24 protein-coding genes are annotated in these 24,734 nt (G+C 68.3%); 17 read left to right on the plus strand and 7 right to left on the minus strand.

The window, feature by feature from the left end:
* Positions 1-30 precede the first annotated feature (30 nt).
* The gene (locus DL991_RS01100) at positions 31-1,248 is read right to left on the minus strand and encodes an MFS transporter (protein ID WP_125780005.1); all 1,218 of its coding nucleotides are present in this window, start codon (positions 1,246-1,248) and stop codon (positions 31-33) included.
* On the minus strand, positions 1,238-1,696 hold the full coding sequence (locus tag DL991_RS01105; RefSeq protein WP_125780007.1) for a MarR family winged helix-turn-helix transcriptional regulator: 459 nt from the start codon (positions 1,694-1,696) through the stop codon (positions 1,238-1,240). Before DL991_RS01105 ends, DL991_RS01100 begins: the two co-directional genes overlap by 11 nt.
* Positions 1,697-1,773: 77 nt before the next feature.
* Between DL991_RS01105 and DL991_RS01110 the strand changes: the two genes are divergently transcribed.
* Positions 1,774-2,415: an HAD family phosphatase gene (locus DL991_RS01110; protein ID WP_125780009.1), complete on the plus strand. Its 642-nt coding sequence runs from the start codon at positions 1,774-1,776 to the stop codon at positions 2,413-2,415.
* Positions 2,416-2,520: 105 nt separating this feature from the next.
* On the opposite strand, the gene DL991_RS01115 is transcribed toward DL991_RS01110, so the two are convergent.
* Both DL991_RS01115 and DL991_RS01120 read right to left on the minus strand, forming a co-directional pair.
* Positions 2,521-3,603 carry an inositol-3-phosphate synthase gene (locus DL991_RS01115; protein ID WP_125780011.1) on the minus strand — a complete coding sequence of 361 codons (1,083 nt, stop codon included), beginning with the start codon at positions 3,601-3,603 and terminating at the stop codon, positions 2,521-2,523.
* Positions 3,604-3,666: 63 nt separating this feature from the next.
* Positions 3,667-4,212, minus strand: coding sequence for a PadR family transcriptional regulator (locus tag DL991_RS01120; protein WP_005168208.1), 546 nt, complete (start codon positions 4,210-4,212; stop codon positions 3,667-3,669).
* 248 nt (positions 4,213-4,460) lie between these two features.
* On the opposite strand from DL991_RS01120, the gene DL991_RS01125 reads away from it, so the two are divergent.
* From DL991_RS01125 to DL991_RS01135, 3 genes are all read left to right on the plus strand, one after another.
* Positions 4,461-4,874, plus strand: a complete 414-nt coding sequence (locus DL991_RS01125; RefSeq protein ID WP_125780012.1) for a DUF5318 domain-containing protein — start codon at positions 4,461-4,463, stop codon at positions 4,872-4,874.
* 508 nt (positions 4,875-5,382) lie between these two features.
* The gene (locus tag DL991_RS01130; RefSeq protein ID WP_125780086.1) at positions 5,383-7,767 is read left to right on the plus strand and encodes a transglycosylase domain-containing protein; all 2,385 of its coding nucleotides are present in this window, start codon (positions 5,383-5,385) and stop codon (positions 7,765-7,767) included.
* 161 nt (positions 7,768-7,928) lie between these two features.
* Positions 7,929-10,472: a transglycosylase domain-containing protein gene (locus tag DL991_RS01135; RefSeq protein WP_125780014.1), complete on the plus strand. Its 2,544-nt coding sequence runs from the start codon at positions 7,929-7,931 to the stop codon at positions 10,470-10,472.
* Between the two features lie 360 nt (positions 10,473-10,832).
* On the opposite strand, the gene DL991_RS01140 is transcribed toward DL991_RS01135, so the two are convergent.
* Entirely contained in the window at positions 10,833-11,882 is a 1,050-nt protein-coding gene (locus DL991_RS01140; protein ID WP_125780016.1) for a Gfo/Idh/MocA family oxidoreductase, read from the minus strand.
* A gap of 55 nt (positions 11,883-11,937) precedes the next feature.
* Between DL991_RS01140 and DL991_RS01145 the strand changes: the two genes are divergently transcribed.
* Together DL991_RS01145 and DL991_RS01150 are read left to right on the plus strand one after the other, a co-directional pair.
* Positions 11,938-13,017, plus strand: coding sequence for an ROK family transcriptional regulator (locus tag DL991_RS01145; RefSeq protein ID WP_125780018.1), 1,080 nt, complete (start codon positions 11,938-11,940; stop codon positions 13,015-13,017).
* A gap of 129 nt (positions 13,018-13,146) precedes the next feature.
* A complete protein-coding gene (locus tag DL991_RS01150; RefSeq protein ID WP_233598631.1) occupies positions 13,147-14,724 on the plus strand; it encodes a glycosyltransferase family 87 protein in 1,578 nt (525 codons plus the stop codon).
* 133 nt (positions 14,725-14,857) lie between these two features.
* Here DL991_RS01150 and DL991_RS01160 read toward each other — a convergent pair whose 3' ends face one another.
* Both DL991_RS01160 and DL991_RS01165 read right to left on the minus strand, forming a co-directional pair.
* Positions 14,858-15,367: a hypothetical protein gene (locus DL991_RS01160; protein WP_125780022.1), complete on the minus strand. Its 510-nt coding sequence runs from the start codon at positions 15,365-15,367 to the stop codon at positions 14,858-14,860.
* 183 nt (positions 15,368-15,550) lie between these two features.
* On the minus strand, positions 15,551-16,330 hold the full coding sequence (locus DL991_RS01165; RefSeq protein WP_125780024.1) for a deoxyribonuclease IV: 780 nt from the start codon (positions 16,328-16,330) through the stop codon (positions 15,551-15,553).
* 119 nt (positions 16,331-16,449) lie between these two features.
* Between DL991_RS01165 and DL991_RS01170 the strand changes: the two genes are divergently transcribed.
* The 11 genes from DL991_RS01170 to DL991_RS01220 all read left to right on the plus strand — a co-directional run bounded on the left by DL991_RS01170 (position 16,450) and on the right by DL991_RS01220 (position 24,386).
* The gene (locus DL991_RS01170) at positions 16,450-17,253 is read left to right on the plus strand and encodes a hypothetical protein (RefSeq protein ID WP_125780026.1); all 804 of its coding nucleotides are present in this window, start codon (positions 16,450-16,452) and stop codon (positions 17,251-17,253) included.
* A gap of 124 nt (positions 17,254-17,377) precedes the next feature.
* A complete protein-coding gene (locus DL991_RS01175) occupies positions 17,378-18,265 on the plus strand; it encodes a hypothetical protein (protein WP_125780028.1) in 888 nt (295 codons plus the stop codon).
* Positions 18,266-18,366: 101 nt separating this feature from the next.
* On the plus strand, positions 18,367-19,254 hold the full coding sequence (locus tag DL991_RS01180) for a hypothetical protein (RefSeq protein WP_125780030.1): 888 nt from the start codon (positions 18,367-18,369) through the stop codon (positions 19,252-19,254).
* A 102-nt stretch (positions 19,255-19,356) separates the two neighbouring features.
* On the plus strand, positions 19,357-19,677 hold the full coding sequence (rpsF, locus tag DL991_RS01185) for a 30S ribosomal protein S6 (protein ID WP_177242327.1): 321 nt from the start codon (positions 19,357-19,359) through the stop codon (positions 19,675-19,677).
* Between the two features lie 17 nt (positions 19,678-19,694).
* Positions 19,695-20,207: a single-stranded DNA-binding protein gene (locus tag DL991_RS01190; protein WP_101611516.1), complete on the plus strand. Its 513-nt coding sequence runs from the start codon at positions 19,695-19,697 to the stop codon at positions 20,205-20,207.
* Positions 20,208-20,284: 77 nt separating this feature from the next.
* Entirely contained in the window at positions 20,285-20,533 is a 249-nt protein-coding gene (gene rpsR, locus DL991_RS01195) for a 30S ribosomal protein S18 (protein WP_005168122.1), read from the plus strand.
* A 12-nt stretch (positions 20,534-20,545) separates the two neighbouring features.
* Positions 20,546-21,001, plus strand: a complete 456-nt coding sequence (gene rplI, locus DL991_RS01200) for a 50S ribosomal protein L9 (RefSeq protein ID WP_005168124.1) — start codon at positions 20,546-20,548, stop codon at positions 20,999-21,001.
* A 142-nt stretch (positions 21,002-21,143) separates the two neighbouring features.
* Positions 21,144-21,548 (plus strand): hypothetical protein, encoded by a 405-nt coding sequence (locus tag DL991_RS01205; protein WP_199746191.1) that lies wholly within the window; start codon positions 21,144-21,146, stop codon positions 21,546-21,548.
* Complete coding sequence (locus DL991_RS01210; RefSeq protein WP_125780032.1) at positions 21,548-22,141, plus strand: DUF3558 domain-containing protein; 594 nt, start codon at positions 21,548-21,550, stop codon at positions 22,139-22,141. Before DL991_RS01205 ends, DL991_RS01210 begins: the two co-directional genes overlap by 1 nt.
* Before the next feature lie 3 nt (positions 22,142-22,144).
* On the plus strand, positions 22,145-23,491 hold the full coding sequence (locus tag DL991_RS01215; RefSeq protein WP_125780035.1) for a PPE domain-containing protein: 1,347 nt from the start codon (positions 22,145-22,147) through the stop codon (positions 23,489-23,491).
* Positions 23,492-23,588: 97 nt separating this feature from the next.
* Positions 23,589-24,386: an ESX secretion-associated protein EspG gene (locus DL991_RS01220; protein ID WP_125780037.1), complete on the plus strand. Its 798-nt coding sequence runs from the start codon at positions 23,589-23,591 to the stop codon at positions 24,384-24,386.
* The last annotated feature ends 348 nt before the right edge of the window (positions 24,387-24,734 follow it).

Raw genomic sequence — 24,734 nt, forward strand, 5'->3', positions numbered from 1 at the left:
GTTGGTCCGGCGTTCACCTTTTGTTCCGATTCACATCTCTTCGCCCACGAGGACCGCTTCGGCCGGGATCGTGTGCGGATCGGCGGTCTTCTCGCGGATCGTCAGCAGGGCACCGGCGAGCACGCACAGGATCGCGGCGATGACGAACGGCGCCTGCTTCGCGCCGAACCACTCGCCCAGGTGACCGACGACGGTCGCGGCGACCGCGCCACCGAGCCAGCGGCAGAAGTTGTAGCCCGCGCTCGCGACCGGACGCGGGGCGCCGCTGATCGACATGGCCGTGCCGGTGAAGAGCGTGTTGAGCAGACCGGACACCAGCCCCGACAGGATGATGCCGACCACCAGCACCGGCTTGCTCGGGATCGCCATGATCAGCAGCAGCACGGCGTAGCCGAAGACGGCGACCACGGTCGCGTGCCGCTCACCGAGCTTCGCGGCGAGCTTCGGCGCCAGCACCACCCCCGCGACGGCGACCGAAAGGCCCCAGCCGCAGAAGATCAGGCCGACGGCGACGGCACTCCACTCCAGCACGAACGGCGACCAGGCCAGCACCACGAAGAACGCGGCGGTGTAGAGCGCGGAACCGATCGAGGTACGCAGCAGGCCGCCGTGCTTCAGCGCGCGGAACGGGTCGAGCAGGCGGATCTTGGGCCGCTGCTCCTTCGCGTCGGCGGTCAGGAAGATCGAGCACAGCACGAGACCGCACAGCATCAGCAGCGAAGTACCGAAGAACGGGCCGCGCCACGAGATGCTGCCGAGCAGGGCGCCCAGCAGCGGACCGACCGCGAGGCCGACACCGAGCGCGGCTTCGTACAGCAGGATCGCGCCCGCCTGGCCGCCGGTCGCGGCGCCGACGATGACCGAAAGCGCGGTCGCGATGAAGAAGGCGTTGCCGAGTCCCCAGACCGCGCGCAGCCCGATGAGCTGCTCGATCGACCCGGACGCGGCGCACAGCGCGGTGGCGACGACGACCAGCGTCAGCCCGACGATCACGGTCCGCTTGGCCCCGAACCGGGCACTCATCGCGCCGGTCACCAGCATGGCGACCGCCTGGACGCCGAGGTAGCTGGAGAACAGCAGCGTCACTTCGGACGGCGTCGCCTTCAGGCCCTCCGCGATCGACAGCAGGATCGGGTCGACGAGCCCGATGCCCATGAACGCGATGACCGCGGCGAACGCGGTGATCCATACCTGTTTGGGCTGTCCCTTGACGGCGTCCAACAGGCTTGAGTGGTGCTCAGCGCTCATCGCGGATCAGTTCCTCCTTCTTGTCTTCGTGCAGCAACCTGGTGAGAGCGGGGAGCGCGGCTTCGATCGCGGTGCGGTCGGTCTCGTCCAGCTCGAAGAGCCGCTCGCGGAGGAATTCCTCTCTGGCGACGATCAACCGCCGATGGAAGCGCTGCCCCTGTTCGGTGACCTCGACGAGCACCGCCCGGCCGTCGGCGGGATCGCGACGACGGCTGACCAGGCCGAGCCGTTCGAGACGGCGGACGACGTCGGTCATCGTCGGCATCCGGACCCGTTCCAGGTCGGCGAGCGTGCTCATCCGGCGCGGACCGCCGTTCAGCAGCTCCGACAGCACCGATCCCTGGGTGAGGGTGAGCTGAACTTGCGGCGTCTCCCGGCGGACGAGGTAGTACAGCCGGAACACCAGCGGGCGGAGCCGGTGGGCGAGGTCGGCGACTTTCGTGGTCACTTAGCCATGCTAACTAATATTACTGAGCATGGCTAAGTAATATGCCGCACAGGTTTCCACCGCCTAGGCTTGGAAGCGTGGAAGCGGTGATTTTCGATCTCGACGGTGTCCTGGTGGATTCGGAAACGATGTGGGACGAGGTCCGGCGATCCGTCGTCCACGAGTTCCACGGCACCTGGCGGGAGGAATCGACCAGGGCGATGCAGGGGATGAGCACCCCCGAATGGGCCGCCTACCTGGCGCACGACCTCGGCGTGCGACTCCGGCCGTCGGACGTCGCGCAGGTGGTGATCGAGCGGATGGCGCGGCGGTACGCGGAGAAACCGCCGATCATCCCGGGCGCGCCGGGTGTCGTCCGCGAAGTCGCGAAGCACTGGCCGGTGGCGATCGCGAGCTCTTCACCGCCGCTGCTGATCAAGGCGTTCCTCGACATCACGCGGCTGCCGGTGCCGACGGCGGTGTCTTCGGAGCAGGTCGGCGCGGGGAAACCGGCGCCCGACGTGTACCTGAAGGCGGCAGAGTTGCTGGGCGCGGAGCCCAAGAACTGCGCGGCCGTGGAGGACACGACGAACGGGCTGCGCGCGGCGCTGGCCGCGGGGATGAAGGTGTACGCGGTGCCGAATCCGCACTTCCCGCCGGATCCGGCGGTACTGGCGGAGACGACGGTGGTCGGGAAGATCACAGACCTGCCTGCGGCGCTTCAGGACGCGAAGGACTGAAGTCGGGTCGGTCACGCGGGGTCGCCCTGCCTCCCGATGCTATGAAGGGGCCTTTCATTGCAAATTTTGCAATGAAAGGCCCCTTCATAGCGCGCTACGGGAGGGTCACGCCTCGCCGGCGATGAACTTCTCCACCTCGTCACGCGCGGTGGCGTCGTCGTACTGCTCCGGCGGCGACTTCATGAAGTACGAGGAAGCCGACAGGATCGGGCCGCCGATGCCGCGGTCCAGCGCGATCTTCGCGGCGCGCACGGCGTCGATGATGATGCCCGCCGAGTTCGGCGAGTCCCACACCTCGAGCTTGTACTCCAGGTTCAGCGGCACGTCACCGAAGGCGCGGCCCTCGAGCCGGACGTAGGCCCACTTGCGGTCGTCGAGCCACTGCACGTAGTCGGACGGCCCGATGTGGACGTTGCCCTTGCCGAGCTCGCGGTCGACCTGCGACGTGACCGACTGGGTCTTCGAGATCTTCTTCGACTCGAGCCGCTCCAGCTCCTTCATGTTCAGGAAGTCCATGTTCCCGCCCACGTTGAGCTGCATCGTCCGGTCGAGCTGGACGCCGCGGTCTTCGAACAGCTTCGCCAGCACACGGTGCGTGATGGTGGCGCCGACCTGCGACTTGATGTCGTCACCGACGATCGGGACGCCGGCCGCGCGGAACTTCTCCGCCCACTCGGGGTCGGAGGCGATGAACACCGGCAGCGCGTTGACGAACGCCACGCCGGCGTCGATGCACGCCTGCGCGTAGAACTTGTCGGCCTCTTCGGAGCCCACCGGCAAGTACGAGACGAGCACGTCGACCTCGGCCTCGCGCAGTGCCGCGACGATGTCGACCGGGGTCTCGTCGGACTCCTCGATGGTCTCGCGATAGAAGCGGCCGAGTCCGTCGTAGGTGTGACCGCGCTGCACGGTGACGCCCAGCGGCGGCACGTCGGCGATCTTGATGGTGTTGTTCTCGGAGGCGAAGATCGCCTCGGACAGGTCGCGGCTGACCTTCTTGGCGTCCACGTCGAACGCGGCGACGAACTCGATGTCGCGGACGTGGTACTCGCCGAACACGACGTGCATCAAACCGGGCACGCGAGTGCCGGCATCTGCGTCGCGGTAGTACTGAACGCCCTGGACCAGCGAGGCCGCACAGTTGCCGACGCCCACGATGGCCACCCGAACGCGGCGGTTCTCGCCCATGCCGGTTTCTCCTTCATTAGTTCAACAGTTGTAGGTGGTGCGCAGCGAGCACTCCGGAGCGCCTCAGGTCTCCGGTCCACGCTGCTCGGCCTGTTCGTGCGCGATGAGCTCGTTGAGCCAGCGCACCTCCCGCTCACTGGACTCCAGCCCGAGCCGGTGCAGTTCACGGGTGTAGCGGTCGATCTTCTCCTCGGCCCGCGCCATTGCCGTCCGAAGCCCTTCTCGGCGCTCCTCGACCCGACGACGACGGCCTTCCAGGATTCGCATCCTGACGTCGGCCGGTGTCCTCGAAAAGAACGCCAGGTGGACGCCGAAGCCTTCGTCGTCCCACGTCTGCGGCCCGGCGTCGCCGAGCAGTTCGGCGAACCGTTCCTTGCCCTCGGCGGTGAGCTTGTACACGCGCTTGCCCCGGCGTGCCCATGCCCGGTCTTCCACCTCTTCGAGTTCCTCGACGAGGTAACCGGCGCGAAGCAGCCGGCGCAAGGTCGGGTACAGCGAGCCGTACGAGAACGTCCGGAACATCCCGAGCGTCTCATGCAAACGTTTGCGCAGCACGTAACCGTGCATGGGGGTCTCGTGCAGCAGCCCCAAGATCGCGAGCTCGAGCACACCGCACCCCCTTCCGGGAACAAACCGCGACCGGTCGCGTTGGCCACCGAGACCGGCTCGGTCAACCTACCGGCCCACTATATCGCGCCGATACATCGAAGTGGTGTAGCTAACCCCGATCGAGCACCCGGAAATCCGGCCGAAATTCATCGGACAGTTATCGAATCTTCGGCGTGTCCGACCGCGCACGGACCGTCCCCTCGCGAACGGGGCGTGGACCACACAGCAATAGCCCGTACTCTGTTGGCGTGCGAAACCAGCGGCAGGTCGTGGACTACGCCTTACAGCGGCGCTCGCTGCTCAAGGGCGTCCACTCCGGACGCGTCGGCACGTACGACGTCTGCGACGCTGGCCCGTACCTCCTGCGGGCCGCGAAATTCCACGGACGACCAGGTGAGCAGGACTGCCCGGTCTGCCACCGGGAGGAACTGACCCTGGTGTCCTGGGTGTACGGCGACGAGCTCAAGCACGCCGCCGGATCGGCCAAGACGCCGGAAGAACTGGTGCGGATGGACGGGCTCTTCGCGGAGTTCACCGTCTACGAGGTCGAGGTCTGCGGGAGCTGTCACTGGAACCACCTGGTGCGCTCCTACGTCCTCGGAACAGGAGATCCGGGAACCACCCGGCCACGGACCCGTTCGCAGAGGACAGCGGGTCAGTGACAGGTATCGAAAACGCAGTTGAGCACAGAGCGGCGTCCCCCGAAGCGCCGGTCTGGGAGGCCCATTCGTGAACGACGACCGCAACCGCTCCTGGCCAGGCCAGGAGCCTGATGCACCTCGCCGTGCCCAGTGGCCGGGTGAAGCCGACGAACCCGGCTGGCCGAGCGAAGAACCCCCGCGCCGCCCCCAGCGCCGGACGCCTCCGAACGGCACTCCCCGCTCGACTCCGCCGCCACGCTCGGCGACTCCGCCGAATCCGCAGTGGCCTGGCGGTGACAGTGGCGGCCCAGAGTGGCCGTCCGACAACGACACAGGCGAACCGCGCCGTCCCGCGGCCCCGCGCCGCCCCAACGGCATGCCGCCGCGCAGGCAGGGGCCCCCGCCGCCGGTGCCCGCCCGTGGGCCCGCCGGTGACCAGCGTGTCCGTCAGGGCGCCGCCGGCCACCGCCCGCCGCCGCCTCCGCCCGGCAACCGCCGTCCCCCGGCTCCCGCCGACCAGGCGACCGCGCTGGTCCGGCCGGTCGAACCGGAGCCGTACGAGCGTGAGCCGGATCTCATCACGCATCACGCGCACAACGGCACCGAAGACCCGTACGGCTACGACCCGTACGACGATCGCTATGACGATCGTCACGAAAGCACCGCGCTCGGCGCCGAGGGCGAAGACCCGTACGACGAGCCCGCCGAAGACGAAGAGGACGGCAAGAAGAAGGTCCTCACGCCGAAGCAGCGCAAAAAGCGACGCTGGCGGATCATCCGCCGCGTCCTCTACGCGATGTTCGGCCTCTTCGTCGTGGTGCCCGCGATCGCGTTCGTCATCACCTATTTCTTCGTGGACGTCCCGTCGCAGGAAAGCGTCGCGAGCCTGCAGAGCCAGCCGATCACGCTGATGTACGCCGACGGCAGCCCGATGGGCAAGATCGCGCCCGCCAGTGGCGGCAGCCGGTACCTGCTGCAGCCCGGCGATATCCCGGACACCGTCAAGAAGGCCGTGTACGCGGCCGAGGACTCGTCGTTCGAGACCAACTCCGGCTTCGACGTCGGCGGCATCCTGCGCGCGGTCTACAACAACGTCACCGGCGGTCAGGGCGGCGGTTCGACGATCTCCCAGCAGTACATCAAGAAGGCCACGGCCAACGAGGCACCGACGCTCACGCGTAAATGGACCGAGCTGGCGAAGTCCTTCAAGATGAACAACCAGATGTCCAAAGAGGAGATCATCACCGCCTACCTCAACACCATCTACTTCGGCCGCGGCGCGAACGGCATCGAAGCGGCCGCGCAGGCCTACTTCAAGAAGCCGGCCAAGGAGCTCGGCGCGTCCGAGGCGGCTCTGCTCGCCGGGCTGATCCAGGGCCCGAGCAAGTCCGAGAACGACGCGTACGCGCAGCGACGCTGGAACTTCGTGATGGACCAGATGGTGGCGAACAAGTGGCTCGATCCGGGTGAGCGCGCCGCCGCGCAGTTCCCGAAGCCGATCCCGAAGGCGCAGGCGAAGGCCGACGACGCCGGAACGCTGAGCCTGCACATCCGCAACCGGGTGATCGACGAACTCGAAGCCCGCGGCTACGACCAGGACCGGTTACACCAGGGCGGCTTCAAGATCACCACGACGATCGACCCCAAGGCGCAGAAGATGGCCGAGGAGTCCGTCGCCGAGGGGATGAAGGGCCAGACGGACGAGAACATCCTGAACGCACTGGTCGCGATAGACCCCAAGACCGGCGGCGTGGTCGCGTACTGGGGCGGTCCGGACTGGACCGAGAACGCGCAGGGCCAGAAGGTCCAGGCCATCGACTGGGCGAACGTGCCGCACAACCCCGGTTCGGCGTTCAAGGCCTTCGACCTCGCCGCGTTCCTCAAGATGGGCAAGGGACTCGGCGAGACCTTCGACGGCTCCAACAACCGGAAGTTCGACGGTCGCACGATCCGGAACGCGGGCGAGAGTTCCAGCTGCGGCGCGCAGTGCACGGTCGCCGAGGCGATGAAGGTCTCCGCGAACACCGTGTTCTACGACATGGTCCGCAACGAGACGAAGATCGACCCGGTGGCGAAGGCCGCGAAGGAAGCCGGCGTGATGGTGGAGGCCGACGGCGGCAAGGCGAAGCTGAGCCCCGACATCAACATCGCGCTCGGCGGTGGTGGCACGGTCACCACCGCGGAGGACATGGCGGCCGGTTTCGCCACCTTCGCCGGTGACGGCGTCCGGCAGAAGCAGCACTTCGTCGCCAAGCTGACCAACTCGCAGGACGAGGTCGAGTTCGACGAGACGGCTCCCAAGGGAGCCCCCGCCTTCAGTGACGACGCCGGCAAGAGCAAGCAGATCGCGGGCAACGTCACCGACGCGCTCGAAGAGGTCATCCCGTACTCGAAGCTCAAGTGCCCGAAGGGCCACGAGTGCGCGGGCAAGACAGGGACGCACCAGTACGACCCTCAAGGCAAGGACCCCGCGAGCTACAACGACCGCAACGCGCAGACCTGGATGGTGGGCTACACGCCGAGCATCTCGACGTCGGTGTGGGTCGGCGGCGACGGCAACAGGCCGCTGCACGACAAGAGCGGCAAGCCGATCTACGGCCGGACCATCGCCGGTCCGATCTGGGAAGACTTCATGTCCCGGTACATGACCGGCAAGCCTTCGGAGAAGTTCGAGAGCGTCAAACCGATCGGCAAGGACGCGCGGTACGTGCCGTCCACGACGGCACAGAAGCCGCCGGAGACGTCGACACCGCCCTCGACGCCGTCGACCACCCCGACACCGTCGACGCCCACCTCGCCGACGGAGACGACGGAGACCGGCGGCTGGCCGACGAAGCCGACCAAGCCCACCAAACCGACAAGGCCGGGGCCGGGGACTTCGGATCCGTTGTTCCCGAACGCCGAAGACCCGTGATGACCGGGCGAAACGCATGAAGGAAGGTGTGCCGGGCGGTCGCCCGGCACACCTTTTTTCTTCACGCCGGTGAACCTGAACCGATCCGATACGTCTTAACTAGAAGGAGACCTGCGACCGCAGGACCGCGCTCACCCACGGAAGGTTCGGAGGACGTCCCAGTGAACGACGATCCCCACGGCGGATGGCCAGGTCAGGACCCTGACCCCGCACGTCGTCCGCAGCGCCCGGCCGGACCACCCCGCCGCCCCGCCGGACCGCCTCCGGGATACGGGCAGCAGCAGGGCCCCGGCAGGCAGGGCCAAGGGCAGGCACCGTGGCAGCGGCAGGGCGGGCCTCAGCAGCCGCCGCCCCAACAGCCACCGCGGCGTTCGCAGCGGCCGCCGGTCGCGCCGCAGCACGAGCCGGACCTCATCACGCATCACGAGCACAACGGCACCGTCGATCGTGGCGGTCGTGAATACGAAGAGCCGTACGAGGACGAGCAGTACGCCCCGGAGACCGACGAGAACGGGAAGCCGATCCTCACCCCGGCGCAGCGCAAGAAGCGCCGGTGGAGACGCATCCGGCGAGTGCTGCTCGCGCTGTTCGGCCTGTTCGTCGTCATCCCGGCGATCGCGTTCGTGATCACCTACTTCGCCGTCGACGTCCCGTCGCCGCAGGCCATCGCGGCCACGCAGGGCCAGGCGGTGACGTACTACTACGCCGACAACACCGAGATGGGCAAGGACGTCCCCAAGGGTGGCAACCGGCAGATCCTGACGCCGGAGCAGATCCCGGACATCGTCAAGAAGGCCGTCATCGCCACCGAGGACGCCTCGTTCGAGACGAACTCGGGCTTCGACATCGGCGGCATCCTGCGCGCGGTCTACAACCAGGTGACCGCGGGCAAGGGCGGTGGTTCGACCATCTCCCAGCAGTACATCAAGGTCGCCAGCGGGGACGACGAATCGTCGCTCGCCCGTAAGTGGACCGAGCTCGCCAAATCCTTCAAGATGAACCAAACGTACGAGAAGAAGGACATCATCTCGGCGTACCTGAACATCATCTACTTCGGGCGTGGCGCGTACGGGATCGAGTCGGCCGCACAGGCGTTCTTCGGCAAGCCCGCCGGTGAGCTCAACGCCTCCGAGGCGGCGCTCCTCGCCGGCCTCATCCAGCAGCCGGGCCGCTCGGAGAACCCGAAGGTCGCGAACGAACGCTGGACCGTCGCGCTGAACCGCATGGTGCAGAACGGTTTCCTCTCCGCCGCGGATCGCGCGAACCTCCAGTTCCCGACGCCGATCCCGCAGGAGGACAAGCAGCAGGCAGGCGTGGTCAACCCGTTCATCCGCGACAAGGTCAAGGAAGAGCTCGCCGCGAACGGCATCACCGACGACGTCTACTACCGGGGCGGCTACAAGGTCTACACGACCATCGACCAGAAGGCGCAGGCCGCGGCCGAGCAAGCGGTCGCCGAGGGGATGAAGGGCCAGACCGACGAGAACCTGCTCAACGCGCTCGTCGCGATCGACCCGAAGACCGGCGGGGTGAAGGCGTACTACGGCGGGCCGTCCATCGTGAAGGGGCCCGACGGCAAAGACCAGAAGGGCCGGGACTGGGCGAATACGCCGCAGAACCCCGGGTCGTCGATGAAGCCGTTCGACCTCACCGCGTACCTGCAGATGGGCAAGGGCGGCATCAACTCGACGTTCGACGGGTCCAACAACCGGCAGTTCGGGAAGTGGACGATCCGGAACGCGGGGCCCGGCAGCTCGTGTTCGGCGCAGTGCACGGTTTCCGAAGCGATGCAGCGCTCCGCGAACACGGTGTTCTACGACATGGTCGTGAACGTGACCAAGCCCGGGCCGGTGGCGCAGGCCGCCAAGGACGCCGGGATCAAACCCGCCCCCGAGGGCGCCTCCGAACTGTTCGCCGACAACAACATCGCGCTCGGCGGTGGCAAGACGGCCGTGAGCCCGGAGGACATGGCCGCCGCGTATGCGACGTTCGCGGGCGATGGCCAGCGGCGGACCAGGCACTTCGTCGCCAAGGTGACCAACTCGCAGGACGAGGCCGCTTACTCGGCCCCGGAAGAGGCGAAGCCCGCGTTCTCCGACAACTCCGACAAGAGCAAGCAGATCGCCGGCAACGTCACCGAGTCGCTCAAGGGTGTCATCCCGTTCTCGAAGCTCAAGTGCCCCAACGGCCATGAGTGCGCGGGCAAGACGGGAACCCAGCAGCACACCTACCGGCCGGGCGAGCCCGCGTCGGCGAAGGACTCCAACTCGCAGACCTGGATGGTCGGCTACACACCGTCGATCTCGGCCGCGGTCTGGGTCGGTGGCGACGGTGACAAGCCGCTGAAGGGCAAGAACGGCAAGGCGATCTTCGGTTCGACGATCGCCGGGCCGATCTGGCAGAAGTTCCTTTCCCTGTACCTGAACGGGAAACCGGGGGAGCGCTTCGACAAGGTCAAGATCATCGGCGGGGACGACAACAACACCGTCCCGTCGACGCAGACCCCGCCGGGCGAGGACGAGGGTTCGACCGAGACCGGCACGCCGTCGACCGGACCGTCGACCGGGCCATCGTCTTCGCGCAACGAGGAGGAACCGCCGTCCAGCTCGCGGAACCCGCCTTCGTCCAGTGAGAACAACGAAGGCGAAGAAGGCGGCGGCAACAACGGTCCCGGCCGCGGGGGCGGCAGAGGCGACAACGAGTAGCTGAAGGGGCCCTTCACCGCATGGCATGCCAGGGTCCCGGCAAAGTCGAGATCTTGCACGTCAGGCGACTATTCCTGCACTGTCGGCAGGCCGGATTCCGGGCGCCGGCGGGGGTCGTGAGTGGCAATGAGGGTTAGAACAACAAAAATCACTCACGACCCCCTCGCAAAACCGCGCAAGTCACCCACATCGGGCACCTTTGTCTCGCAAAGTGTCCCTTGTGGACAGTCAAGAGCCGGGTGAGGCTCCTTGCGGGAGCCTGCTCCCGTCGGGTCCACTTGCCGGGACCCTGGCATGGCACGCGGTGAAGGGCCCCTTCGCTTCATCTGATGCGGGGAAAGTCCCCTTCAGCTCCCGGAGCTAGAGGGTGACCACGCGCCGTTCGGCACCCGAAAGGTGAGCGGCTTCGATGACCCGGAGCGCCTCGACGGAGGAGGCGGGATCGACCGGGAAATCGCCCTTGCCGAGCAGCGCGTCGCGCACCTGCGCGTAGAAGTCCTCGTAGCGGCCGACCTCGGTGGGCACGGTTTCGACGTCGTCGTTCACGCCGAGCACGCCGGCGTCCGACGACGGTTCGATGCCCCAGCCGGGGTCGCCCGGCCGCAGTCCGTCCTTGATCTGGGGTTCCTGCACGTCGAGGCCGTATTTGGTGAAGGTCGCCTTGTCGCCGAGCACGCGGAACCGCGGGTTCCGGGTTCCCGCGAGCGCGGACGCCCACAGGTGCGAGCGCACGCCGTTCGCGTGCTGGAGGGCGACGAAGACGTCGTCGTCGACCGACACCCCGGCACGGCGCCTGTCGACCTCCGCGTAGACCTCGGTGACCGGGCCGAACAGCTGGAGCGCCTGGTCGACGATATGCGCGCCGAGGTCGTACAGGAGCCCGCCCGCCTCGGCGGGATCGCCGAACTCGCGCCAGTTTTCCCGCGGCTTCGGCACCCAGCGGTCGTAGCGCGACTCGAAGCGGAAGACGTCCCCGAGGCGGCCCGCGTCGAGGATCTTCCGGACGGTGAGGAAGTCCGAGTCGAACCGCCGGTTCTGGAACACCGTCAGGCCGACGCCCTTGGCCTTCGCCGCTTCGACGACCTTCGCTGCCTCGGCCGCTGTCGGCGCGAAGGGCTTGTCGACGACGACGGGCAGCCCTGCCTCGATCGCCCGAAGCGCGAGCGGGACGTGCGTGCGGTTCGGCGTGCTGACGACGACCAGGTCCAGCTCGCCGGCCTTCGCGAACAACGCGTCCGCGTCCGGCAGCACGTCGGCGCCCGGATAGTCGGCGCCTGCCTGCGCCACCCGGTCCGGGTTCGAGGTGACGATGGCGGCCGGGGTCAGCCCGGGCGTCGCGTTGACCAGCGGGGCGTGGAAGACGCGCCCGCCGGTGCCGTATCCGAAGATCCCCACTCGCAAGTCAGCCATACGCCCATTAAACAACAGTGTTGCGTAATCAGCCAGTCATGGCAGGATGCGCGCTATGCCGGAGACCGGGGTCAATCTGCGTGGCCTGCGCCAGCACAACCGGGCGCTGCTGCTCACGCACATCCTGCGCGCGGGCGGCCTCAGCCGCGTCGAACTCGCCGAACGCACCCGGCTCACGCAGCAGGCCGTCTCGAAGATCGTCCCCGACCTGCTCGAAACCGGCCTGCTGGACGAAGAACGCCAGCCCGCGTCCGGCGTCGGCAAACCGCGCACACTCCTGCGCGTCCGCGCGAACGCCCGGCACGCGCTCGGCGCCCAGCTCGACCGGGACTCGTTCCGGGTGCTCATGACCGACCTGACCGGGAAGATCACCGCGTCGCGCGGCGGGCCGCTGTCACCCGGCTTCACTCCAGACCAGGCGGTTTCCGCCCTGGGCGAGGCGACCGAAGAGCTGCTGAAGAGTGTCGAGCGTGAACGCGTCCTCGGCCTCGGCGTCGGCTCCGTCGGCCCGCTCGACCACCGCGAAGGAGTGGTCCGGGACGCCACCAACATGCCGGGCTGGCACCACGTCCCCCTGCGCGACCTGCTCGCGAAACGCACCGGACTGCCCGTGCGGCTCGACAAGAACACCAACGCCGCCGCCTTCGCCCAGCAATGGACCGGCGGCGACCAGACCGCGACCGCCGTCGTCCTCGTCGGCACCGGGATCGGCGTCGGCCTGCTGATCGACGGCAGGCTGTACCGCGGGCCGCGGACCAACGCCGGCGAATTCGGGCACACCACGCTCGCCTTCGACGGACCGCGTTGCGCGTGCGGCCGGCGCGGCTGCGTCGAGGTGCTGCACAACGCGGCGGCGACCACCGAGGAGGCGGCGGGCCTGCTGGGGATCGGGCTCGCCGACCTCGTCCAGGTGCTCGACCTCGAACGTGTCGTGCTGACCGGCCGTTCGGTCCGCGCGGAACCCGAGGTGTACCGCGACACCGTCGCCGCGCGACTGCGGGAGCTCCTGCCTTTGCCGCACTGGCAACGGATCCAGGTCGACCTCGACGAGATGGGCGACGACGTCGTCGCGTTCGGCGCGGCCGCGGAGGTGCTGGCCGGGTTCTACGACAGCGGCGACGTCGCTTTCGCGTGATCGAGTGGACGACACGCGTGATTGGCCGGCCGACTCGCGTGTCCAGACGGACGACTCGCGGCAGAGGCCCGAATGGCCGAGCGGCGACATCACCGGGTGGTCACCCGGATAGGCGCTAACATCCGCCACGTGTCCGACCAGACGACCCAGCCCGAGGCTCCGCTCTCCCTCACCCCCGGCGAGCGGGTCATCCCGAGCTGGAACGAACCGCTCGTGGCCGCGGCCACGAGGCCGATCGGCGGCCCGCTCGGCGAGCACGCCGCCGTGGGACGGCACTGGTTCTGGTCACCGCAACGGGTCGGGCTGCTGCTCGCCTGCCTCGCGTTGCTGCTCTCATGGTTCGGCAAGGCGTCCTGCATTCAGCAGTACACCGACGACTCCGGGACCCATCAGCTCGACTGGCGGGCGGGCCGCCCGTTCGTCGCGATGTGTTACTCGGACATCGTCCCGCTCTACAGTTCCGAGCGGCTGAACGATCCGGACACCTTCCCGTACGTGACTTCGTGGACCGAAGACGCGGGGACGGCGAAGGAGACCACGCGGTACATGGAGTACCCGGTCGCGACCGGGCTGTTCCAGTGGATCAACGCGAAGCTCACCGAAGCGTGGCTTTCGGTCGCGGAAGCGGGCTGGCTGCCCGGCGCGCTGCCGGTGGCCGTCTATTTCAACATCTCTGCGCTCTGGCTCGCGCTGGCGTGGCTCGTCACGGTGTGGGCGACCGGCCGATCACTGAAACGCCGTCCGTGGGACGCCGCGCTGGTCGCGATCTCGCCGCTGGCGCTGGTGCACGTCTTCACGAACTTCGACGCCATCGCGACCGCGTTCACCGCGACCGCACTGCTCGCCTGGGCCCGGCGGCGGCCCGAGGTCGCGGGGTTCCTGCTCGGTCTCGGCGCGGCGGCGAAGCTGTATCCGTTGTTCCTGCTGATCCCGCTGTTCTTCCTGTGCCTGCGCGCGGGCAAGGTCAGACAGTGGGCGCTCACCGCCGGACTCGCCGCGGCGACGTTCGTGGTGGTCAACGTCCCGTTCGCGCTCGCGGCGCCGACCGGCTGGTGGGAGTTCTTCCGGCTCAACACGATGCGCCCGATGGATCCGGACTCGCTCTACAACGTGATCTCCCACCTTTCCGGCTGGGCCGGGTTCGACGGGAAACTCACCGCGGGCCAGACACCGGTCGTGCTCAACACCGTCGTCGCGGTGCTGTTCCTCGCCGCCTGCGCCGGCATCGGGTACGTCGCGCTGAAGGCGCCGCGCCGTCCGCGGCTCGGGCAGCTCGCGTTCCTCGTGGTGGCCGCGTTCCTGCTGACCAACAAGGTGTGGAGCCCGCAGTACTCGCTGTGGCTGGTGCCGCTGGCGGTGCTCGCGATCCCGCGCTGGCGGCTGCTGCTCGGCTGGATGATCCTCGACGCGTTCGTCTGGGCGCCGCGGATGATGTACTACCTCGGCGTCGACAACAAAGGACTGCCCGAAGACTGGTTCCTCGGCGCCGTCGTCGTCCGCGACCTCGCGGTGGTCGGCCTCTGCGCGTTGGTGATCCGGGAGATCTACCAGCCGCGCAGGGATCCGGTCCGCGCCGCCGGGGACGACGATCCGATCGGCGGTTTCCTCGACGGCGCCCCCGATCCGGCCGACCGGCGCTCGGCGAGCCTCTCGGCCTCCAGCAGGGCGGCGGAGCCGTCGAAAGCGGCGGGCCCGCCGAGCGGGTAGCCGAAAACGGTCAGTACCTGCCAACGGGTTTCCGGCGCGGGGACGACGTGCACGCCGTCCTCCGCCCGGTACCCGGTCCGCTTCTTCATACGGCCCAGGCTCGACCCTCCCGTGGTGTGAGGGTCAAGCGAATTCAGCGTACGAGGTAGCCGCCCGTGCTCGTTTCGAAGAACGGAATCGGTCCGGTGCAGGGCAGGACGTCGTGCTCGAACGAGCCGAACGCCCAGCTCCAGCCGATCCGGTCGTGGCCGCGCGGCACGTCCCGTACCGAGAAGCCGACGCGGCGGCCGACCACGTTCACCGGGAACCCGGGGATGTCGGCGCGTTCGATCACGCCGGTCAAGATGGCGAGGTCGCCTTCACGCGAGACGCAGTCGACCTTGCCGTCGAAATCGGCGACGAGCTTCCCGTCCTCGGTCAGGTGATTCACGTGGAACCGGCCCGACGATTTCCCCGGTTCCCCGAAGGCGGCGAAGTCGAATCGGACCGGGTCGGCCCCGTAGCCGGGGAACGTCAGCGGTCCGCCCGCCGACCCGATGACGGTCGCTCCCGGCCCCGACGCCGCGTTCGCCTGCGTCGCCCCCAGCGTTCCCGCCGCGACGGCGAGCACGGCGACCGCGGCGATCTTCGACTTGATGTTCATGGCTTCCCTCCAGAACCGGGTGCTTCCCGGTCGAGGTCGAGCCTTTCGCGATCGGCGAGCCCGGCCCTCCCTCCCGAGAGGGAACGACCTCCCGCCCAGGTAGCCCAGGTCCGAAAACGCAATTCGTCACCTACTTGCGCCCGTCGTCCGGGCAAGTAGGTGACGAATTGCGAAAGGGGGGAGTCAGGCGGAGGCGACGCGCTCCCGGAGGTAGGCGATGTCCGCGGCCTGGCCGTCGGCCGGGGTCTCGACGATCACGGGCGCGCCGGCCTCCGCCGCGACGGCGGCCAGCACCTCGGGATCGATCGTGCCGTCGCCGCCGACGACGTTCGCGTGCCGGTCCCGCGTGGAGCCGAACTCGTCGCGCGAGTTGTTGAGGTGCACCAGGTCGATCCGGCCGGTGATGGCCTTGACCTTCTTGACCGCCTCGGTCAAGTCCCAGCCCGCCGCGTACGCGTGGCAGGTGTCGAAACAGAAGCCCGCGCCGAATTCGCCGACCTTGTCCCAGAGCCGGGCGATCGTGTCGAGGTCGCGGGTCATGGCGTTGTCGCCGCCCGCGGTGTTCTCGATCAGGATCGGCACGGCGAAGCCGCCCTTTTCCTGTTCACGCTCGAAAAGCTTGCGCCAGTTGACGAGGCCTTCTTCGACGTCGTCCGCGGAACCGACGTGGCCGCCGTGTACGACGAGCCCTTTCGCGCCGATTTCGGCGGCGCCGTTCGCGTGCTGCGTCACGTTCTTCCGCGACGGGATGCGGATGCGGTTGTTCATCGACGCCACATTGATCAGATACGGCGAGTGGATGAACACCTCGACCGGCGATTCTTTGATCGCTTCGCCGTGCGGGTGGGGTTTGGGAGCCTTCCAGCCCTGCGGGTCGGAAAGGAAGAACTGGAGTACTTCGGCTTCGCGCTCGGCGACCGCGGCCAGCGGATCGTCGTCGCGGACATGGGCACCGATTTTCATGCCAGCAAAGTACCCTTGCCGGTTTTTCCCCGGCGCGCCCCAGCCGGTCACGCTCGTGGGGTAGCGTGAGCGCGTTCCGTTAAACCGCGTTGGGTCTTGAGGGGCGGAGGACGAACTCGATGGGGAAGACTGCCGGGCGGATCACGGCTTGGGGATTCGCGCTTTCGGTCACGGCCGGATTAGCGTTCCCGATGACCGCGACGGCCGCCGAGGAACCGAGCCCGACCCTTTCCGGCGAATGCGATTCGACGCTGCAGAACGGAAAGTCCGGCGACGGCCTCGTCCTCGACGCGGCGGCACCACTCGGTTCATCCGAGGTGGTGACGGTCGGCTTGGACTCGAAGGCCAGGACAGCCGAAGGCCGGAAGCCGCTGCTTTCGCTTCCGGTCGGCGACGTGGTCAAGGCGACCGGCCTGACCGACAACGCGGTCGGCGACCTCGCCGCGCAGGGTGTCTGCAAGCCCGCGCAGGGTGCGGTGAACGCCGTCGGCAACCTGACGCAGGGCGTCGTCGAGGAGGTTCCGGGAGTCCCCGAAATCCCCAAACCGCCCAAGCCCGAACCGCCGAACCCGGAACCCCCGAAGCCTGAGCCCCCGAAGCCGGGTCAGCCCGGCGGCCCGGGCAGCGAACTCCCGGTCCAGACCGGCCCGGGTTCCTCCACCGGCATCGGCGGCGACTCGATCGCCGGCGTGATCAGCAACGCGGCGCTGCTCCCCGGCAGCTTCGTCCAAGCGCCGGTGATCACCGAGATCGTCCCCGGCGAGGTGCCGCCGCCCACCGTCGACGAGAAGGACACCGGCAACGCGCAGGCCGTGCAGTCGCCGGTGGCCCCGGCCAAGCTGCCGCTGCTGCTCGCGGTGCTGGCGCTGGCCGTCGTCGCCGCGGCTCTGGTCCGTGCTTGGCTGCGGGGTAAGCCCGCCTGATCTTCACCCTCAGTGACGCCCGCTTCCACTCGAATGCCTGACCTCTTCGAGTGAGCGGGCGTTACTCGTCTCCATTAGCGTCGTTATGTCGGTAGGTGACCCCGACGACGGAGGAGTCGAAGGCATGCGCGAACGGACACGGAGGGCGACCGCCCTGGGTGCGTCGGCCTTCATTCTCGCGGGCTCGGCCGCCCTCGCCATGCCCGGCACGGCCGCCGCCGCCGAGACCAAGACCGCTACCTGCGGCGGATCGGTGACCGCGAAGACCGGTGACACGATCCTCGGCAAGACGCCACTGCTCGGCATTCCCCTCAACCTCGGCCAGGCCGGTCCGGTCTCCGGGGTACTCACGGGCACGATCAACGCGCTGCTCGGCACGGTCTGCAAGGTGACGGTGACCGTGGTGAACGCCGTCGTCGCGCCGGTCCCGGTCATCGGCGAACCCGCCGCGGAAGCGCTGAACGGCGCCGTCTCCGGCACCCACGACGCGTTGACCGGCGGCGGCAAGCCCGCCCCTGGAACCCAGCCCCAGCCCGGGAAACCCGCCCCCGGAACGCCCGGCAGCGGCGGCCCGCAGACGGGCGGACCCGGTGCTCCGGCGCAGGGCGGCACGCCGGAAGGCGGTATCCCGGCGGCGAACAGCCCGCTGCTGCCCGGCACCTTCACCCCGAACTTCGGCGGCCTGCCGTGGGGCGTCAACACCGGCTACGCCCCGATGCGTGACTACAGCTCCATCCCGATGGCGACCGCCGGTCTCTTCAGCCCGTCGCCCGGCCTCCGGTACGGCGGGCAGATCCCGGGTTACGCGCCGCAGTTCGGCGTCGCGACCGAAAACCAGAACGGAAATCCCGACGTCCAAACCGCGGGACAGGCCGAGGCATTACCGAACGTGAGCGACGGATTCACTCAGGACGGGAAACTGCCGCTGCTGATCGCCGTTTTGGCACTCTCCGGAGTCAGCGCGGGCCTTGTGCGCACCTGGGTCCTACGCCGAATGGCCGCTACAAGTTAGTCCTACCGCCTAGTATCTTTCTGGTCACTCCCTCGTTATCCCCGTTGCGGTGCTTCCTCATGCACTGCCACACGCCCCCACCGACCCGGAGGATCGCGCTCGTGCGGAAGACCACCATCTGGCAGACCACCCGCAAGGCGCTCACCGTCACCGCACTCGCGACCATGGTCACCGGTGGCGCGCTCCTGACGGCGGGCACCGCATCGGCGGCGGCCACCACGCTGGCGAACGCGTGCAGCGGCACCGTCAACGGCGGGATGGGCGACACCGTCGCGATCACCGGCACCTCGGTCAAGGAACTGGTGCGCGCCGGTGCGAAGGAAGCGGGCACGCTGGCCCTCTACGACGTCGCCGCGAACGACATCGCCAAGGTCAACACCATCAGCGTCGGCGCGGTCCCGAACGCCGCGGGCGGCGCGGTCGAGGGCAAGGCGATCGGCGCGGCCGTGCGGCAGGCGGTCAAGAACACGAAGTCCTGGGGCCTCGGGCTCAACCCCGAGAAGACCCTCGACTCCATCGAGCACAAGGTCACCGGCAGCTGCGGCCTGACCACGGTCGCGACGAACTACGTCGCACCCACCCTGCCGACGCCGGGCACCAACGCCCCGCAGCAGGGCGGCAACGGCGGCGGCACCAACGGGCTGCCGTCCTCGCCGAGCCTGCTGCCCGGCGGCAGCAACGGCACCGGCTACGCCCCGCCGCGCGACTACGGCAACCTCCCGGTCGCGCAGCCGGGTGTCGCGGTGGCTCCGGGCGTGCGGTACCCGGCCAACAGCCCGCTTCCCGGCGAGGGTGCCCCGCAGTACGGCACCGACGGCCAGGCCGGACAGGGTGGCCCCGACGTCCGCAACGCGGGCAACGCCGAAGCGCTCGCGACCGACGGCATGCCCGGCGGCGACGTCCAGCTGCCGATGCTGCTCGCGGTGCTCGTGCTCGCCGGTGTGACCGCCGCGCTGGTCCGCACCTGGGTCCTGCGCCGCGTCTCCTGACGCCCGTCCGGGACCCGGCCGAAGCCGCCAGGTACGCTTACCTGGACAAACCCTCCTGCCACGGACAGTCCGTGGCCGCGAGCCCATAGGAGGTGAGTGGTTGTGTCACGCCATTACGAGGTAATGGTCATCCTGGACCCCACGCTCGACGAGCGTACGGTGGCCCCGACCCTGGACACCTTCCTCAACGTGATCCGCACTTCTGGCGGAAGCGTGGAGAAGGTCGACGTCTGGGGACGCCGCCGGCTGTCCTACGAGATCAAGAAGCACGCCGAGGGCATCTACGCGCTCCTCGACCTGAACTCGACTTCGGAAGCGGTCAAGGAGCTGGACCGTCAGCTCTCGCTGCAGGAGACCGTGCTCCGCACCAAGGTCATGCGCCGCGAGATCAAGCCGGCCAAGCCCGTCGCCGCCAAGGCCTGAGCCGAAGGACTTTTCCGATGGCTGGAGACACCGTCATCACGGTGATCGGCAACCTCACGTCCGACCCGGAGCTTCGCTTCACCCCTTCCGGTGCGGCGGTCGCGAACTTCACGGTCGCGTCCACCCCGCGCACACTGGACAAGCAGTCCGGTGAGTGGAAGGACGGCGAGGCCCTGTTCCTGCGCTGCAACATCTGGCGTCAGGCGGCCGAGAACGTCGCCGAGTCGCTGACGCGTGGCGCGCGTGTCGTCGTGCAGGGGCGCCTCAAGCAGCGGTCTTTCGAGACCAAGGAAGGCGAGAAGCGCACGGTCGTCGAGCTCGAGGTCGATGAGATCGGCCCGTCGCTGCGCTACGCCACCGCCAAGGTGAACAAGGTCAGCCGTGGCACCGGTGGCGGTGGAGGCGGCGGCTTCGGTGGCGGCGGCGGTGGCGGCCAGTCCGGCCCGCCCGCCGACGACCCGTGGGGCTCCGCCCCGCCCGCCGGTGGCGGCGGCGGTGGCGGCGGCTTCTCCGACGAGCCGCCCTTCTGATCAGGCGCTCCACCGCGGGCGAGAGCTCCGCGAGACGCCTCGTGACAACCACTACGTAGAAATCCAGGAGAAATACCGTGGCCAAGCCACCCATCCGCAAGCCCAAGAAGAAGGTCTGCGTGTTCTGCAAGGCCGAGAAGAAGGGCCGCCCGGAGAACATCGACTACAAGGACACCAACCTGCTTCGGAAGTACATCTCCGACCGCGGGAAGATCCGTGCCCGCCGGGTGACCGGCAACTGCAGCCAGCACCAGCGTGACATCGCCATCGCGGTCAAGAACTCCCGCGAAATGGCGCTGCTGCCCTACACCTCGACCGCACGCTAAGGAGGCACGTCAATGGCGAAGATCATTCTCACCACCGACGTCGCCAACCTCGGTGGGCCCGGCGACATCGTCGAGGTCAAGGACGGCTACGCGCGCAACTACCTGCTCCCCCGCGGCTACGCCATCGTGGCCACCAAGGGCGCGGAGAAGAACGTGCGCACGATCAAGCGGGCGCAGGAGAGCCGTCGCATCCGCGACCTCGACCACGCCAAGGAGATCAAGGCGACCCTGGAAGGCCTCGGCGCCATCCAGCTGAGCGGCAAGGCGGCCGAGGGCTCGAAGAAGCTCTTCGGTTCGATCACCACCGCCGAGATCGTGGACGCGATCAAGGCCGCGGGTGGCCCGCTGCTCGACAAGCGCGTCATCGAGCTGAAGGACCACATCAAGACCGTGGGCAAGCACTCGGTCGGCGCCCGTCTGCACCCCGACGTCCGCGTCGACGTGCGGCTCGAGGTCAAGGCCAAGTAGCACCGCTTCGACAGAGGGCGGGACGTCTCCATCGCGGAGAAGTCCCGCCCTTTGCTTTGCGCGGAACCCCACCCCGCCGGGTCACGTCTTAGGATTGACTCGACGTCGAGGCACGGGGACTCAAAAAGGGGATCTGGAACCAATGGCTTACGACAGCAACGCCGAGCAGAACCGGCAGGAGAAGGTCACGGTGTCCGCGCCTGCCAATCCTGACAAGCCGTCGTCGGGCGGGGGCGGTGGCGGGTTCACCTTCGACAAGGACAAGATCGACGGCATCATCAAGAAGTGGACCGACCTGCAGGCCGAGCTCAAGCGGGACTACAACGACGCGAACCTGATGGCGAACGTCAAGGCGCCCGGCAAGGAGTTCGCGAGCGGCGACTGGGAGAAGCTGGCCAACCCGTCGGGCAAGGCGTTTCTGGAGCAGAACCAGAAGATGCAGGACTACGTCAAGAACTACATCGACCAGCTGACCGCCGCGAAGCAGAAGATCGCCACGAACGAGGCCGAAACGCAGTCTTCGCTCAACAAGCACAAGGCCGTGTGATGCGACGTTCCCTCGTACTCGTTTTCGCCGCCGCCGCGCTGGTCGCGGGCTGTTCGAGCCCCAAGAGCGGCACGGCCTCCTCGGAGCCGACCTACACGACCGGTTCCCCCGGCGCGTCGAGCGGCTCGTCCGGCTCCGCGCCCAAGGTGTCGAACCCGGTGAACACCGCCTCGATCGAGAGCAACGCTTGCTCCGCGCTTTCCGCCGCGAAGCGCACCGAGCTCGGCCTCGGCGAAGGTGAGCAGCGCACGACGAGCGTCGGGCCTGGCTGCTCGATCTTCGCCGCGGACGACCGGCTGAACCAGATCGAGATCAGCCCGGTGCTCGCGAACAAGAACGGCCTCAGCGACGTCTACGACACGAAGGCCAACAACGAGTACTTCGAGCCGACCGAGGTCGCCGGGTATCCGGCGGTGTACGCCGCGTCGCTCGACGCCCGTGACAAGGGCAAATGCGGCCTCTTCGTCGGCGTGACCGACCAGCTGGCCGTCAACATCCTGGTGCAGTACGACAACGGGCCCGGCGCGAGCGCGCCGTGTCCGGTCGCGCTCAAAGTGGGGGAAGCGATGATCGAGACGTTGAAGGAGGGCTGACGCGTGTTCCTGCTGCCGATCATCGCCGGATATTCGGCCTACAACCTGGCGACCACGAAATCCGGCGACTACGAAGCGTCGGGCGGCGATCGCAAGATCGACTGCTACAACATCTGGGAGAAGATCGTCACCGGTCCGGGCACCGGGTCGATCCAGGAGGGCCAGGCCGCGGCGACCCGGCTCAAGTCCGGCTACCAGGACAGGCTGACCACCATCGACACCCTGTCGAAGGAGATGGACGCCGCCTGGACCGGTAAGAGCGCCGAAGCCGCGCAGCAGTCCGGCGCGCATCCGCTGCGGGCGTGGATGGAGGACTCCGGCAAGAAGCTGGTGGACTCCGACAAGTACCTCGGCGAGCAGAACACCGCGTTCACCACGGTGAAGGCGAAGGTGCAGCAGGTCCCGAAGGACCCGCCGAAGAACAACCTGCTCAACTCCATCACCCCGTGGACCACCGACACCGACCGCGCGATCCGGGACTACAACCAAAAGGGTCAAGCGAACGTCGACGCGTTCAACGAGTACTTCAAGGCCAGTTCCGAGAACGGCAAGAAGCTGCCCACCTACAGCAAGATGGAGGGGCAGAACACGAACGTCGACGTCAACGGCGGCGGCAACGGCAAGGACAAGGACAAGGACGGCAACGGGAACGGTCAGGGCGACCGGAACGGGCACAACGGCATGCCGGGCATCTCGACGCCGCCCGGTTCGATGCCGCCCGGCGGGATGCCGAGCGTCCCCGGTTCGAACATGCCGGGCATCGGCACGCCGGGTTCGAACCTGCCAGGGTCGAACCTGCCGGGCAGCAACATGCCCGGGTCGAACATTCCCGGATCGAACCTGCCGGGGTCCAACCTGCCCGGCGGGCAGTACAACCCGAACATCCCCGGCAGCAACTACAAGCCGCCGTCCTGGGACGACGGGACGAGCGCGTCCGGCTACACCCCGCCGAAGATCCCCGGTGCAGGCGGCTTCGGCCCCGGCGGCGGGGGAGGCGGTGGCGGTGGCTTCGGCGGCACCGACATCCCCGGTGCGGGCGGCTTCGGTCCGGACGGTGGTTTCGGCGCCGGGTTCGGTCCCGGTGGCAGCAGCGGAGCGGCCTTGCCCGGCAACGCGGGTGCGATGGGCGGCGCCGGCATGGGTGGCGGCGCGGCCGGTTCCGGTTCCGGTTCCGGAGCGGGCCGTGGCGCCGGCGGCATGATGGGCGGCATGGGCGGTATGGGAGCCGGTGGCGCCAAGGGGAAGGGCGGCGAGGACGAGGAGCGCAGCGCCAAGTTCCTCGTCGGCGACGATCCCAACGAGATCTTCGGAACCGACGAACTGACCGCACCGCCGGTGATCGGCGAGTAGTCGTCACGAGCGGGCCGGGCGCGTGCCAAGATTGGGGCGGCGCCCGGCTTGTCTTGTTCCGGGCTGGACGAACAAGAACGACTAGGGGGCAGTTCCGGTGCTGGACAAGCAGGTCACGATCACGACCGGCACCCTCATCACGCTGATCCGCCGACGGGGCGGCGAGCCGCACACGATCCTGTCGGAAACGCCGACCTGGTACGACGAGGACGCGCAGCGGACCGAGGACGAGCGGACCAACGAGGAGCTGGCGAGCCAGGGCCTCTTCGGCGCGCGGGGGCTGCACCCCGGCTTCAAGGCGGCGCTCGAAGCGATCGCCAGGCCGTCACTCGAGTACTACGGCTGGGTCGACGGCGGCTTCGAGGGCAAGGCACTGAGCTTCAGCCTGCTCGCGGGGAGCGCCGGCGGCGAGGGCTTCGTCCTCGCCCGGCACAGCGAGCACGACGGCATCGCGCTCGCGTCGGTGCGGCCCGAAGAACTGCTCACCGAGTTCCTCGACCAGATCCCGAAGCTCGCTCCGGGACGCGGCCGCCCGATCGCCGTGCCGAAGAGTCAGGTCGAGGCCCCGAGGTCGTCGTCGACGGCGCAGGACGAGGGCTTCGAGGTGCTTCGCAGCGGACGGCAGAGCGCGGGCAGCCAGGAGGCCGACGAGCTTCGCCGCATCCTCGCGTTACGCCGTTTGGGGAGCGGCAGCCTCTACGTCGCGGCTCGCGGCCGGAGCGGCGCGCGGCAGCGGATCGAACGCCCGGTGAACTACATCGATACGACCGAGGGCCGGTGGCTGACCGAAGAGGTACCGGGGAGTGGCGAGCCGAGGATCGCCTTCGCACCCGCCGACCAGCAGGTTCTCGCGGAACGACTACGGAGCGCACAGGGCAGGTTGTTCGCGTCCTGAATTCCGCTCCGGTCAGCCGGGCGGGCGGCCCCTCTACTCTCCGTGGTATTCATCCACAGGGCACCCCTGTGCGCCCGCGTGCGACACGCCGAACGACGAGTTTCGCCCGACACGCCGGACGGAGTTGAATCAAGTTCTCCACAGTGTCTCCACAGGCCCTGACCAGCACTTTTGTCAGACCATTCGCTCGTTGCCCACAAGTTGTACACAGGCTTTCGGTCACCTGTGAAGGGATGCCCGCAGTCATCCCCAGGTTATCCACAGGGCAGTCCCCAGGCGAAATTGCGCTGGTCCTTTCGGGGGGCCTACCGTGCCCGTCGGGCCGGTACACACCGTGGTGGCCGTCCG

Source organism: Amycolatopsis sp. WAC 01375 (assembly GCF_003947325.1).
In the GTDB taxonomy this organism is placed as follows: Bacteria; Actinomycetota; Actinomycetes; order Mycobacteriales; family Pseudonocardiaceae; genus Amycolatopsis.

Coding starts and splice junctions, on each gene's coding strand:
- DL991_RS01165 (WP_125780024.1), bottom strand. CDS start 16,330: ATGAAAATCGGTGCCCATGTCCGCGACGACGATCCGCTGGCCGCGGTC.
- rplI (WP_005168124.1), top strand. CDS start 20,546: ATGGCGAAGATCATTCTCACCACCGACGTCGCCAACCTCGGTGGGCCC.
- DL991_RS01145 (WP_125780018.1), top strand. CDS start 11,938: ATGCCGGAGACCGGGGTCAATCTGCGTGGCCTGCGCCAGCACAACCGG.
- DL991_RS01140 (WP_125780016.1), bottom strand. CDS start 11,882: ATGGCTGACTTGCGAGTGGGGATCTTCGGATACGGCACCGGCGGGCGC.
- DL991_RS01160 (WP_125780022.1), bottom strand. CDS start 15,367: ATGAACATCAAGTCGAAGATCGCCGCGGTCGCCGTGCTCGCCGTCGCG.
- DL991_RS01210 (WP_125780032.1), top strand. CDS start 21,548: ATGCGACGTTCCCTCGTACTCGTTTTCGCCGCCGCCGCGCTGGTCGCG.
- DL991_RS01205 (WP_199746191.1), top strand. CDS start 21,144: ATGGCTTACGACAGCAACGCCGAGCAGAACCGGCAGGAGAAGGTCACG.
- DL991_RS01115 (WP_125780011.1), bottom strand. CDS start 3,603: ATGGGCGAGAACCGCCGCGTTCGGGTGGCCATCGTGGGCGTCGGCAAC.
- DL991_RS01170 (WP_125780026.1), top strand. CDS start 16,450: ATGGGGAAGACTGCCGGGCGGATCACGGCTTGGGGATTCGCGCTTTCG.
- DL991_RS01100 (WP_125780005.1), bottom strand. CDS start 1,248: ATGAGCGCTGAGCACCACTCAAGCCTGTTGGACGCCGTCAAGGGACAG.
- DL991_RS01175 (WP_125780028.1), top strand. CDS start 17,378: ATGCGCGAACGGACACGGAGGGCGACCGCCCTGGGTGCGTCGGCCTTC.
- DL991_RS01190 (WP_101611516.1), top strand. CDS start 19,695: ATGGCTGGAGACACCGTCATCACGGTGATCGGCAACCTCACGTCCGAC.